This window comes from Roseibium sp. RP-7 (assembly GCF_053005225.1).
On sequence record NZ_JBRKQA010000001.1, the window covers coordinates 1,101,232 to 1,112,970 of the forward strand.

10 protein-coding genes are annotated in these 11,739 nt (G+C 59.1%); 5 read left to right on the plus strand and 5 right to left on the minus strand.

Going from position 1 to position 11,739, the window contains the following annotated elements; genetic code table 11:
* Positions 1–82: 82 nt before the first annotated feature.
* A complete protein-coding gene (gene fabI, locus ACVDG9_RS05045) occupies positions 83–901 on the plus strand; it encodes an enoyl-ACP reductase FabI (protein WP_023001876.1) in 819 nt (272 codons plus the stop codon).
* Positions 902–988: 87 nt separating this feature from the next.
* On the plus strand, positions 989–1,633 hold the full coding sequence (locus ACVDG9_RS05050) for a histidine phosphatase family protein (RefSeq protein ID WP_447237410.1): 645 nt from the start codon (positions 989–991) through the stop codon (positions 1,631–1,633).
* Between the two features lie 152 nt (positions 1,634–1,785).
* Here the strand turns inward: ACVDG9_RS05050 and ACVDG9_RS05055 are convergent, their stop codons facing one another.
* Entirely contained in the window at positions 1,786–2,439 is a 654-nt protein-coding gene (locus ACVDG9_RS05055; RefSeq protein WP_023001874.1) for a hypothetical protein, read from the minus strand.
* Positions 2,440–2,652: 213 nt separating this feature from the next.
* Here ACVDG9_RS05055 and ACVDG9_RS05060 point away from each other — a divergent pair, with 213 nt between their 5' ends.
* Positions 2,653–3,837: a DUF3095 domain-containing protein gene (locus ACVDG9_RS05060; protein ID WP_075283314.1), complete on the plus strand. Its 1,185-nt coding sequence runs from the start codon at positions 2,653–2,655 to the stop codon at positions 3,835–3,837.
* Here the strand turns inward: ACVDG9_RS05060 and ACVDG9_RS05065 are convergent.
* Positions 3,828–6,101 carry a putative bifunctional diguanylate cyclase/phosphodiesterase gene (locus ACVDG9_RS05065; protein ID WP_447237411.1) on the minus strand — a complete coding sequence of 758 codons (2,274 nt, stop codon included), beginning with the start codon at positions 6,099–6,101 and terminating at the stop codon, positions 3,828–3,830. The two genes, ACVDG9_RS05060 and ACVDG9_RS05065, sit on opposite strands and share 10 nt — an antisense overlap.
* Positions 6,102–6,413: 312 nt before the next feature.
* Between ACVDG9_RS05065 and aroC the strand changes: the two genes are divergently transcribed.
* Positions 6,414–7,499, plus strand: coding sequence for a chorismate synthase (gene aroC, locus ACVDG9_RS05070; protein WP_023001871.1), 1,086 nt, complete (start codon positions 6,414–6,416; stop codon positions 7,497–7,499).
* 140 nt (positions 7,500–7,639) lie between these two features.
* Positions 7,640–8,527 carry a YghX family hydrolase gene (gene yghX / locus ACVDG9_RS05075; RefSeq protein WP_031269684.1) on the plus strand — a complete coding sequence of 296 codons (888 nt, stop codon included), beginning with the start codon at positions 7,640–7,642 and terminating at the stop codon, positions 8,525–8,527.
* Between the two features lie 133 nt (positions 8,528–8,660).
* Here the strand turns inward: yghX and ACVDG9_RS05080 are convergent, their stop codons facing one another.
* The 3 genes from ACVDG9_RS05080 to ACVDG9_RS05090 all read right to left on the minus strand — a co-directional run bounded on the left by ACVDG9_RS05080 (position 8,661) and on the right by ACVDG9_RS05090 (position 11,739).
* Positions 8,661–9,215, minus strand: coding sequence for a hypothetical protein (locus tag ACVDG9_RS05080; protein WP_023001869.1), 555 nt, complete (start codon positions 9,213–9,215; stop codon positions 8,661–8,663).
* A 23-nt stretch (positions 9,216–9,238) separates the two neighbouring features.
* Positions 9,239–10,558 carry a 3,4-dihydroxy-2-butanone-4-phosphate synthase gene (ribB, locus tag ACVDG9_RS05085; protein ID WP_031269683.1) on the minus strand — a complete coding sequence of 440 codons (1,320 nt, stop codon included), beginning with the start codon at positions 10,556–10,558 and terminating at the stop codon, positions 9,239–9,241.
* 71 nt (positions 10,559–10,629) lie between these two features.
* Complete coding sequence (locus ACVDG9_RS05090) at positions 10,630–11,739, minus strand: class I SAM-dependent methyltransferase (RefSeq protein ID WP_083660715.1); 1,110 nt, start codon at positions 11,737–11,739, stop codon at positions 10,630–10,632.

An 11,739-nucleotide genomic window follows, 5' to 3' on the forward strand; every position in this document is an offset into this window, starting at 1 on the left:
CGTGTCTCTTGAAGGAACAAACCCCTTGTGCCATAGGAAGCCAGCCCGCTGGGGTGGTATTGGAATTCTTTCGGAGACGACGATGGCGGAAACGCGCGGACTGATGAATGGCAAACGCGGCCTGATCATGGGTGTGGCGAACAACAAGTCAATTGCCTGGGGCATTGCCAAAGCACTGGCCGACGCGGGAGCTGAACTGGCTCTGACCTACCAGGGTGATGCGTTGAAGAAGCGCGTGGAGCCACTGGCAGACCAGTTGAACGCCATTGTTGTCGGCCATTGCGACGTGACCGATGGCGCCTCCATCGATGCGGTCTTCAAGACGCTGGAAGACAAATGGGGCAAGATCGATTTTCTCGTCCATGCCGTTGCCTTCTCCGACAAATCCGAATTGACCGGCCGTTTCGTCGATACGTCTTCCGATAACTTCGCCCGCACCATGGACATTTCCTGCTACTCGCTGACGGCTGTCACCCAGCGCGCCGAGAAGCTGATGCCCGACGGCGGCTCCATTCTGACGCTGACCTATTACGGCGCCGAGAAGGTTATGCCGCATTATAATGTCATGGGCGTTGCCAAGGCCGCGCTGGAAACCAGCGTAAAGTATCTGGCGATGGACCTCGGCCCGCAGAACATTCGCGTCAACGCGATTTCCGCTGGGCCGATCAAGACCCTGGCTGCCTCCGGTATCGGCGACTTCCGCTACATTCTGAAGTGGAACGAATACAACTCGCCTCTGCGCCGCACGGTGACGATCGAGGAAGTCGGCGACAGCGCGTTGTTCCTGGTGTCAGACCTCGGCCGTGGTGTTACCGGCGAGATCCAGCACGTCGACTGCGGCTACAACATTGTCGGCATGAAGGCGGTGGACGCTCCGGACATTTCCGTCGTCAAGGATTGACCGTTTCGAATGGCCGGTTTCGCACCGGCCATTTTCATATTGTCCGGCCCCGCCCGCCAGGGGTGATCCCGCATTCCGGAAACTGAAATGACATCTGTGCTGAGTGCCCCGAAATCCGACCTGCTGCCCAAGCTGCACGATCCGGAGTTCCTGATCTTTGTCCGCCATGGCCAGACGGACTGGAACTTCCAAGGGCGCATGCAGGGGCAAAGGGACATTCCGCTGAACGACACGGGGCGCGGCCAGGCCAGCGGCAATGGCAAGCGTCTCAAAGCGTTTCTGGAGCAGGAGATGATCGATCCCGCCGGTCTGGATTTCGTATCCTCACCGCTCCACCGCACACGGTCGACAATGGAGTTGCTACGCCAGTCCATGGACCTTCCGGTGGAGGCCTACCGCCTTGAGGACCAGCTCAAGGAGATCACCTTCGGCGACTGGGAAGGCTTCACGCTGGAAGAACTGGCAGAGGAAGAGCAGGATCTGATCCTGCAGCGCCGCGCCGACAAGTGGGGCTTCGTTCCCCCCAAGGGCGAAAGCTACAAGATGTTGGCCGAGCGCATCGGGCGCTGGCTGGTGACCGTTGATCGGCCTTCGGTCGTCGTGTCGCATGGCGGTGTCTTCCGCGTTCTGCACGGCTTGCTGGAAGGGCTGGACACGGTTTCCGTTCCCAAGCTGGATGTGCCGCAGGACAAGGTCTTTGTCTGGCGTAAGGGCGCTTTCGAGATCGTTTGACAGCCCCTTCGTCGGCGTTCGGTCGTAGTTTGCGACAAGCTGTTGCAGGTCCGCATGCGGGAAAGTTCTGTCTGCGGAAATCGCTAATCAATCCATAGAATAAGCCGGAACCAATCCGCCAAATCAAGGATCTGCGGCATTCCTCCATTGGCTCAGTAGATACCCTGGGCATAAAGAGAAATCTTCGCTTTGGCGACAACGCTATTGGCAGCTTGTCCCATGAGGGTGGCGTAATTCGTGAGCGTCGCACGGTCGGCCTTCTGCTTGTTGGTGCAGACAAAGGTCATCACGCTTCCCCATTCCCGTTCCGGCTCGTAGCCGAACTTGCTCAGGCCATAAAGCTCACGCCCTGTCACGATGAAGAAGCCGCGTCCGTAATCGTAAATTTCACCCGGATTGCGGATCTTGGTAACGAGACAGAATTTCTTGTGGGTGTGAATCGCCCCCAGGATCCAGCAGTCGTTGATGCACACCGACCAGCGGGCAAGCTTCTGGACATTGATTGGAAGACCGGGGGTCAGGTTGAAATGCGTCGGGTCTTCCAGGTTGAAGCGCCGGTAAAGCTGTTGGGTCTGCGCCAGTCTCCCGACATACATCTCGCCACCGGAACGGGCGACTTTGTCGTAGACGGCCCACGCGGTGTGTCTTGATATGTGTGACAGGCTGATCTTGCTGTTTGCATCGCCAGGTGATTCAAATTGGGTCCGGTTGGTGTCCCAGGGGTTCTGCCTCAGTTCGTTCAGCTCATAGTGATTGTAGGAAAGTGTCAGTAGATCCTGATCGAAAGCGGTTCTTGAATACGTCATTTCGGTTTCCTCTGGTACAACGGGCCATGAGCGTTTGCTGTTCGAAATGTACGCATGTGAAGGCCGCTTTACGTGTGACCTTGGGCACTGCAAAGGAACCCCCGACCATCCGTGCCTCGGGTTTGTCCAGTGACGGTGATCGGGCGAAGCAGCTGCGGCGTATATGTTTACAGCGATTGCGAGGGAACCTGGAGACAATCCGGGTCAGGTGCCGTGTCCGCCAATGAATTTTATAGCGAACTGCCAAGCTTTTCAGATTTCAGCACGGTCGGGGATCTGGCCGATTACCGGCCGGTGCCGGACGACTGGTACGTTCTTGCTGCCGACATAGTCCGCTCCAGCGATGCGGTCGCACAAGGCCGGTACAAGGAAGTCAACATGGTTGGCGCCGCGGTGATCGCCGCGGTGTTGAACCGGATCGGCAGCGACCGTGTACCGTTTGTCTTCGGCGGAGATGGCGCGATGCTGGTCGTGTCCGAACACGATGTCGAGGCAGCCAGCGACGCGCTGGCCGGCGTTGTCGGTCTGGCGCGCCAGGTCATGGAACTGGAGCTGCGCGCCGCTGCGATTCCGGTCGCTCATCTGCGGGATCTTGGGGGCGACGTCCGTGTGCGCAAGTACCAGCTCAGCCCGGGCAATCACCTGGCCATGATCCTGGGGGAGGGCCTGGCCGTCGCGGACAATATTCTGAAAGATCCGGAAAAAGCACGGCCGTTTGAGATCTCTCTCCCCGATGCCGCGTTACCGCCGCTCGACGGGCTTTCCTGCAGATGGGAACCGCTTCCTTCACGAAACGGACACATCGTGTCCCTGATCGTCAAGCCGACCGGACGTATTCCAATGCAGGATGTCCTGCGGGGGCTGGCCGATAAACTCGGCTATGATCCCTCGAGGGATGACAGCCGGATGAGACTGGCGGACAAGACGCGTCTTCGTTTTCGCTTTCCCCCAACCGGCACGCGTCATGAGGTGCGCCTGGGATCACCGGGAAAAGACTTCCGCGGATGGGCAAAGGCGTTGCTGGAGGCGATGGTCTTCGTCATCAGCTATCACACGGGCTGGCGCATCGGCCCTTTTGACCCGAAACGATACTTTCCCGAACTTGGCCTCAACACTGACCATCGCAAGGTCGGCGACAGCCTGCAGCTCGTGCTGGATCTGACACCGGAGCAGTTTGCAGGGGTCGAAGACTATCTGAAAGCTGGATACGCCGCCGGGGATCTGGTGTTCGGGCTGCATGTGTCCACGTCCGCCCTGATGACCTGCTTTGTCGAGGATATCGGCAAAAGCCGGCATATCCATTTCGTTGACGGGGCTGACGGCGGGTTTTCTCTTGCAGCTGCCGAATTCAAGAAACGGCAGGCGAACATGGTGCCGAAGGCGGTCGGTCAGGCCTGACTGCGCAGGGGACCGTGTCGTTCCAGGGCGGGTATCGGGTGTGCAAAATTCTGTTTCAGGATCATCATCGCAAGGTCGCTGTCGGGAACGGCCTTTGATATGAGGAACCCCTGGATGACGTCGCACCCGTGGCGTTTCAGCCAGTCACGCTCGGCTTCGGTTTCCACACCTTCGGCAAGGACACTGATGTCGAGGCTCTTGGCAAGATTGATCAGCGCACTGGTGAATTTCTGCAGGGCGGGATCGGCATCGACGCCGGAAATGAAGCTCCTGTCGATCTTGACCCGGTCAACCTTCAGATCGCGCAGGCTCGAAATGCTTGAATGGCCGGTTCCAAAGTCGTCCAGTTCGATGAAGAACCCCAGTTCCGACAGGCGGGCGATATTCTGCTTGATGGGGGTAGCCGTGATTTCGTCGATCATCACCGCTTCCAGGATTTCCAGGCTGACATCTGCAGGCTGAAGTCCCAGGTCAAGCACCTGCCTGTGGAGCGCATCCACCGCCTTGGCACTTGTCAGCAGACTGGCGGTCACGTTCAGGCCCAGATGTATGGCTGGCCTCGTCTTGCCGCTCAGGCTGGCGGCAAACTTCAGCGCCCGGCTGCGCACGGCCTCCTCGATCTCCTCCAGATACCCGACTTCCATTGCGGCGGGCAGGAAAGAGCCTGGATACCGGATCTCGTCTTCATCAATCCACCGGGCGAGGGCTTCTGCGCCGACAACTTCGCCCGTGTGAATATTCACCTGCGGTTGGAACCAGGCAACGATATTGCCGTTCTTGAGCGCATTCTGCAGCTCTTTGGCAATCTCGTCGCTTTCCTCGAAGGCAGCGCGCATTGCCGGGGTGAAGCGATCGAACTTGCGCGGCCCCTTTTGCTTGGCAGCTCTCAGGGCAAGAGCCGCATCGGTCAGCAAATGATCGAAGACCTGCTCGCCCGGACTGCTGATGAAAATGCCCGCATTCGCCTCGATCGCCGATCTGTTGTTGCCGATGATCCGGTCGGTCGCAATTTCCTGGAGAAGTGTGAAAGCCAGTTGCTCGAACTGCGCCGCCTTCTTGAGGCGCGGACGCAGAAACAGGAACTCCGTTCCGCCTGTCCGGCACAGGAAGTCTTCCGGTTCCGCGTGCTGGGTCAGCTGTTCGGCCACCTGGCGCAGAAGTGAATCGCCGTTGTGGTCCCCGAACCGGTCGTTCACCTTCTTGAACTGTCGCAGGTCGATCAGGATCGCACCCGTGCGCGTTCCCGGCTCTGCCGGTGGCAGGTTGCGTATCGTATTCAAAAGGGCGCGGCGGTTCGGCAGTCCGGTCAGCGGATCATGAAATCCGAGATTTTCAAATTCCTGCTGCGTCCTGTCGGCAAGTGCGCGCGACAGGGCGATGGCGATTGCAAAGGCCGCAACAATGACCAGTCCGCCGACAAGACCGGCAAGTGTTACGGCAAACAGTGTCTCGGATCGCTGCCTCTGCAGATCCATCAGGAGATAGTCGACGGTGGACTGCCAAAGGTCGAAAGCGGCACTGACCAGGGCTGGCTGCATCTCCACCACGGGCTGGGCGATGACATCCGCCCCCTTTGAGGCGGTGATTGTGGAAGAGAGCAGTTTCGAGCCCGCGGTCTGAAAGGCGACGTTCGTTGTCCGGAAGGCTCTCGCCTGTTTTTGCAGGAGATCGGCTTGCTCACCGGTCAGGTCGTTAAAGTAATCAACCGTGTCCCGCGACGCCCCGTCGGCGGCAATCTTGTACTGGCCTCCCTGCACGGGGATCAGCATCTTGTCCCAGACGTTGATCTCGCCCCGGCTGGAAATGCTTTTTGCATTGCTTGCCATGATCGCGGACTCGATCACGACGGTCGGCATGGTGTCGGTGATCAGATGCGGAAGTTTTGCGGTCTCGAAAGATGAAGTCGAACTCAGCCTGGTGACCTGGGAGATCATCGAGGCGAGGATACGGGCCTGCCGAAGTGCGAGCGGAATATTGCCTTCGTTCAGGAAGGTGTCGAGCGGCTGAACGAGGTCGGCGGAAAGCTCATCTCCCCCGAGTGTTTCCAGGCGTTCGCGCAGTTGGACCGGCGTCTCCCTGATCGTGCCGGTGAGCGCTTTCTCCTGCATCAGCGGCCCGAGTGCCTCGATCAGGTGCAGCCCCGCCAGGCTGTGGTCGATCGAGTTGACCTTCTCGAATTTATTATGAAACCAGAGTGAGGCAAAGAGCAGGCTGGGTGCCAGCAGAAATACGATCAGTCCAGTCAGCCAGCCCCTGATCCGCAACGTTTTGCCTCTTGGTGTTTATTAGATCCCAACGTGTAATAACGGTAGAGGTTTAAGGATTAGCAAATCAAGGGTCGAATTTTTGCGAACGGTTCGCGCGATTTCCTAGGTCGTTAATTCAAGACATCGTGAAACGCGTACCAAGGACGCCAGCTTCCATTCGATATCTACTTGCCTTTAATTTTGACAAGGGTGGTGGACGAATGGACTTGCCAAAAATACCTGTATTCCCGGCTGCGGGCTTGAGCTTGCGGGCGCGATGGCGTATCGCTCGGCGCCTGACAGTTCAATTGCAAGCCTCGGTCACCGTTCATGTCGCATAACAGTTTTGGTCATCTTTTCCGGGTCACCACCTGGGGCGAAAGCCACGGTCCCGCTATCGGTTGCGTGGTGGACGGCTGCCCGCCGCTCATTCCCCTGACGGAGACCGATATTCAGGGCTTCATGAACAAGCGCAAGCCGGGCCAGTCCCGCTTCACCACGCAGCGGCGCGAGCCGGATGAAGTGAAGATCCTGTCCGGCGTCATGGTTGACGAGGACGGTATCCAGAAAACGACCGGGACGCCGATTTCACTGTTTGTCGAAAACACCGACCAGCGCTCCAAGGACTATTCGGAGATCAAGGACCGGTTCCGTCCCGGCCATGCCGATTTCACCTATGACGCGAAATACGGCATCCGCGACTATCGCGGCGGTGGACGGTCCTCGGCGCGCGAAACCGCCATGCGCGTTGCCGCCGGGGCCGTCGCACGCAAGGTGTTGCAGGGCGTAACCGTTCGCGGCGCTTTGGTGCAGGTTGGGCCGCACAAGATCGACCGGGCCAACTGGGACTGGGCGGAAGTCGATAACAACGCCTTCTTTTCTCCGGACGCAAAGGCCGCCGCATTCTGGGCGGACTATCTGGACGGTATCCGCAAGGCCGGGTCTTCCGTCGGTGCCGTCATCGAAGTCGTTGCCGAAGGTGTCCCCGCCGGTTGGGGTGCGCCGATCTACGGCAAGCTGGACACGGATCTTGCTGCTGCGATGATGTCGATCAATGCGGTCAAGGGGGTCGAGGTCGGCAACGGGTTCGATGCCGCAAGCCTGACAGGTGAAGACAATGCAGACGAGATCCGCCTTGATGATGTCGGCCGTCCCGTCTTCCTGAGCAACAATTCAGGCGGTATTCTGGGCGGGATCTCCAACGGCGATCCCTTGGTTGTCCGGTTCGCGGTCAAGCCGACGTCTTCGATCCTCACCGAGCGCAAGTCGATTACCAGCAAGGGTGAAGAGGTCAACGTCATGACGAAGGGCCGGCATGACCCTTGCGTCGGCATTCGCGCGGTGCCGGTCGGCGAAGCGATGATGGCTTGCGTTCTGGCGGACCATTTCCTGCGTCATCGCGGCCAGATCGGCTGACGGGCAACTTCGCAGCGTTACAACTCGTTACAATTCCGGAAGGCAAGGGCCATGGACCTTGCCCGTCATCTCTCTAGTTTTATCTCCAGCATGACGTCTCATGCATTTCAGGGAGTAATGACATGAATGAAATGACGCCTGTGCGCCGTATGACGGCAAAGGATTTTCCTCAGGAGCTTCTGGATCTTTATGATTTCTACGCGCATGGAAAGATTACCAAGCGCGAGTTCATGAACGGGGCAGCAAAATTCGCGGTTGGTGGACTGACGGCGGCCATGCTGCTGGATCAGCTTTCTCCCAATTATGCGTTGGCACAACAGGTTGCTCCCGATGATGCGGGGATCGTCACCGAACGCATCACTTACCCGTCACCAAACGGCCATGGCGAGGTCAACGGTTATCTGGTGAAGCCCGCAGGTGCGACCGGCAAGCTGCCGGCGGTGCTGGTCGTGCATGAGAACCGCGGTCTCAATCCATATATCGAGGATGTCGCGCGCCGCCTCGGCAAGGCCGGGTTCATGGCGCTGGCGCCGGACGGACTGACCTCGGTCGGCGGTTATCCGGGCAGTGACGATCAGGGTCGCGAATTGCAGCGTACGGTCGATGGCACCAAGCTGATGAATGATTTCTTCGCCGGCTTCGAGTATCTCCTCAACAGTGACGACAGCACCGGCAAGGTTGGGGCGGTTGGTTTCTGCTACGGCGGCGGTGTGGTCAATGCAATTGCGGTCGCCTATCCGGAGCTTGCCGCGGGCGTTCCTTTCTATGGACGTCAGCCGGATCCTGCGGATGTCTCCAAGATCGAAGCGCCCCTGATGCTGCAATATGCCGAGCTGGACGAGCGCATCAATGCGGGCTGGCCGGCGTATGAGGAAGCTCTGAAGGCCAACGGCAAGACCTACGTGGCGCATATGTATCCGGGCGTGAACCACGGCTTCCATAACGACACGACACCGCGCTACGACGAAGAGGCTGCAAAGCTCGCAGAGCAGAGAACCGTCGACTTCTTCAAGGAAAACCTGATGTAGGGTTGCCTGGGTCTGCTCGTCTCACCTCATCCCGGTTCCGGCTTTGCCCGGCCGGGATGATCACGATGAGCAGGCTTGGTTTGGTCGTCTTCCAACAAATTCCGGCCCGACTTGGTGCCGGGGCCGCGATATCTCAGACAAACTTGAAGGCGCGGATGCGGCTCAGGATTTCTTCCGGGTCGGCTGCAAGCGTGTGCAGGTTGATCGCAATCAGCTCCCGGCCATGCTCGCGCGGCGTGCGCTTCCAGTTGCGCATCATGAACTTTTTCCAGACCGGAAAGGTCTGTGCCTTGGTGACGGCGTCATCCAGTGAACGGGTCAGGAGGACGTCCAGCCGGACCAGCTCGATGTTGCGGACGGACGTCCGTTTGACGTCCGTCATCCGGATTGCGGCCCAGTCGATGAAACCGATGCGTTCCACATAAAGCCCGTCTTCGTTGGCGCCGAGCTGTGGCTTGCCTTTTTCGATCATCGGATAGTGCCAGAAGGCAATTGCGAGCGGGGCGAGGGCGGCGAGGGCCAGCAAGGGAAGATTGCCGACAATCCCGATCACGGCGAACAGAATGCCGAGGATGAGGCTGCCGTAGACAATGCTTTCGCTCTGACTGCGGTTAAAGCCGACGGTGAAGGGCACCGGTGTCGGCTTCACGTTTTCCTCTTGTTTGACTGCCTCTTTCTTCGCCGCCATGAATGGCCCCTTCCGAAGGATCCTCAGGTGTCGAGGATCTCTGTTTCGTCAATCTTGATGTCGAAGCCTTCCAGCCCAACGTAATGACGCTCACGGGAGGCCAGCAGGCGAATTGAACTGACGCCCAGGTCCTTCAGGATCTGTGCACCAAGCCCGACCTCACGCCATTGTTCCTGTCTAGCTTGTGCGGAGCTGTGTTCCTCGGAATCAGCGGCTTCAAAGTCGGATCTCGGCCGCTTGGACTGACGGGCAACGCCCACCGACCCTTCGCGGAGATAGACGATGACACCCCGACCGCGATCCGCAAAGTGTTTCATGATCTGGTCGAGTGGCTGGACGTCTCCGAAGACATCATCGAGCACGGATTCCAGTTGCAGGCGCACCGGCACGCTGCGGCCGTCCAGAATGTCGCCGTAGACGATCGCCAGATGGTGCATCGGGTCATACGGGGTGGAATAGGTGGTGGCATAGGCCGGGCCGAAAACCGTGTCGACGGGCTGTTCGTTGACCCGTTCCACCAGTTTCTCGGTACGCTGGCGCCAGGCGATCAGGTCGGAAACGGAAACCATCTTCAGGTCGTGCTCGGCAGCAAACTCGGCAACCTGCTGGCCGCGTTTCACGGTGCCATCGTCGTTGACCAGCTCACTGATGACGCCAACCTGCTCCAGTCCGGCGAGACGGCACAGGTCGACGGCAGCTTCCGTATGGCCGGAGCGGATCATGACACCGCCTTCCTTGGCCACCAGCGGGAAGATGTGCCCGGGGCGGACGAAGTCGTCAGCGCCGACATTGGGGTTTGCAAGTGCGCGTACGGTAGAGCAGCGCTCTTCGGCCGAAATGCCGGTGGTCAGACCCTGGCGGTAGTCCACGGAAATGGTGAAGGCGGTCGCAAGCGGAGCATCATTTTCGGCAACCATAGGATCAAGACGCAAGCGCCGTGCATGGGCAACCGTCATCGGCGCACAGATGATGCCTGAGGTGTGACGCACCATGAAGGCCATCTGTTCAGGCGTGACCTTGGCGGCGGCAACAATCAGATCGCCTTCGTTCTCGCGGTCGTCATCGTCAGTCACGACCACCATTTCTCCACGTTCGAATGCGCGGATTGCTTCTGCGACACGGGCCTGGGACACGGGATGCTCCTTGGTTGTAGACAGTCCGAGAAAGTCGTTGGGGGTTACGGCGCCATTGGTGGCAATGGCGATCTTGCGGGCCATATCCCGCGAGACCCAGACATTGGGGTCGTTGCATAGGGCGGTTACGGAGGCAGGCGACAGGTTGGCGCGGCGCGCAAAGGCGCTGCGGCTTTCCCCTGTCTGCAAGAGCCATAGATCCAATCTCATGGCGTTCGATATACGCCTGATTGTTTTCAGTCTCAAGAGAAGGAATGAGATTTTTCAGTAATACTGAAAGATCAGTCGCTTTTGATAAACTCTGCGACGCGGGAGACAAAGGCAGGCACCATCCAGCTCTCTTCGAGCCCTGCGGCCTTGGCGATACCCGTCAGGTCTTCGCTGAGATAAGAGGTAAAATAGGGCTCGTGGAAAAGCTGCGGAAAGACCGACAGAAGGCCGTCATATTCCGGCACGTCTCCGGTTTGCAGGCTGTCGACGAAAAGAAAGGAACCACCGGGTTTCAGAACGCGTGCGACCTCCGAGATGACCTGACGCCGGATTTTCGGCGGCAGTTCATGGAACAGGAAGACGCAGGATACGACGTCGAGAGAATTGTCCGCAAACGGCAGGGTTTCGGCCAGGCCGCAGATATAGCCGGCACGGCGCGTCGGCAGGCGCTCACGGGCAACGTTCAGATAGGGTTCCGACAGATCGAGCCCCGTGCCCTTGAGGCGCGGAAATGCGGCCAGGGCGGGCCGCAGGAGACCGCCGGTGCCGCAGGCGATATCAAGATACGAAACGTGGCGTTGGTCCTTGCGGCGCAAGATCCTGGCGAATGGTACCAGGGCCCGTCGACGCATGGCGGCAGTGGCACCTGAAAAAAGCACATCCACCTGGAAGTCATAGAGCCTGGCACTTTCCTCCGACAGCCAGCCATCGGTCTGAAAGTGAAAATTCTGCCGGTAATAGCGCGGCAGTGCAGCGGCAAATCCTTCGGTGGAATTGACCTCCTGATGTGCACCGCTTGCGCGACGGCGTGCCACCTCCGGCACGTCCTTGAAGAAGGCACGGCTGGTCGCGATCAGCTCGCCCGGCGTCATGGTGCCATCGGAAGGCAGCGGATAAATCCCGTCCTCGACGGACTTCAGATCATCCGCAAAAAGCTTGACGATGTCCGACAGCATGCGCCTTTGGCTCGGCACCGGGCCGGTCGGCACCACCTTCGGCGTTTCCGGAAGCTGTTTCTGGAGATCCCGGTTCATCCGCCGCATGGCTTCGGAATGAAGGGTGTAGAGCGCGACCCGGCTGCCCTGGTAAAGCGCATAGCGCGTTCGCCGGGCAAGGCTCAGGAGCGGCGGCAGGCTGCGGGTTCCTTTGACAGGTCCGAATTCCTCATCCGCCGCGCTCAT

What these genes read in the sequence shown, in the direction of transcription:
- fabI (WP_023001876.1), top strand. Translation starts at nt 83, where the DNA reads ATGGCGGAAACGCGCGGACTGATGAATGGCAAACGCGGCCTGATCATG.
- ACVDG9_RS05050 (WP_447237410.1), top strand. Translation starts at nt 989, where the DNA reads ATGACATCTGTGCTGAGTGCCCCGAAATCCGACCTGCTGCCCAAGCTG.
- ACVDG9_RS05055 (WP_023001874.1), bottom strand. Translation starts at nt 2,439, where the DNA reads ATGACGTATTCAAGAACCGCTTTCGATCAGGATCTACTGACACTTTCC.
- aroC (WP_023001871.1), top strand. Translation starts at nt 6,414, where the DNA reads ATGTCGCATAACAGTTTTGGTCATCTTTTCCGGGTCACCACCTGGGGC.
- ACVDG9_RS05080 (WP_023001869.1), bottom strand. Translation starts at nt 9,215, where the DNA reads ATGGCGGCGAAGAAAGAGGCAGTCAAACAAGAGGAAAACGTGAAGCCG.
- ribB (WP_031269683.1), bottom strand. Translation starts at nt 10,558, where the DNA reads ATGAGATTGGATCTATGGCTCTTGCAGACAGGGGAAAGCCGCAGCGCC.
- ACVDG9_RS05090 (WP_083660715.1), bottom strand. Translation starts at nt 11,739, where the DNA reads ATGAGCGCGGCGGATGAGGAATTCGGACCTGTCAAAGGAACCCGCAGC.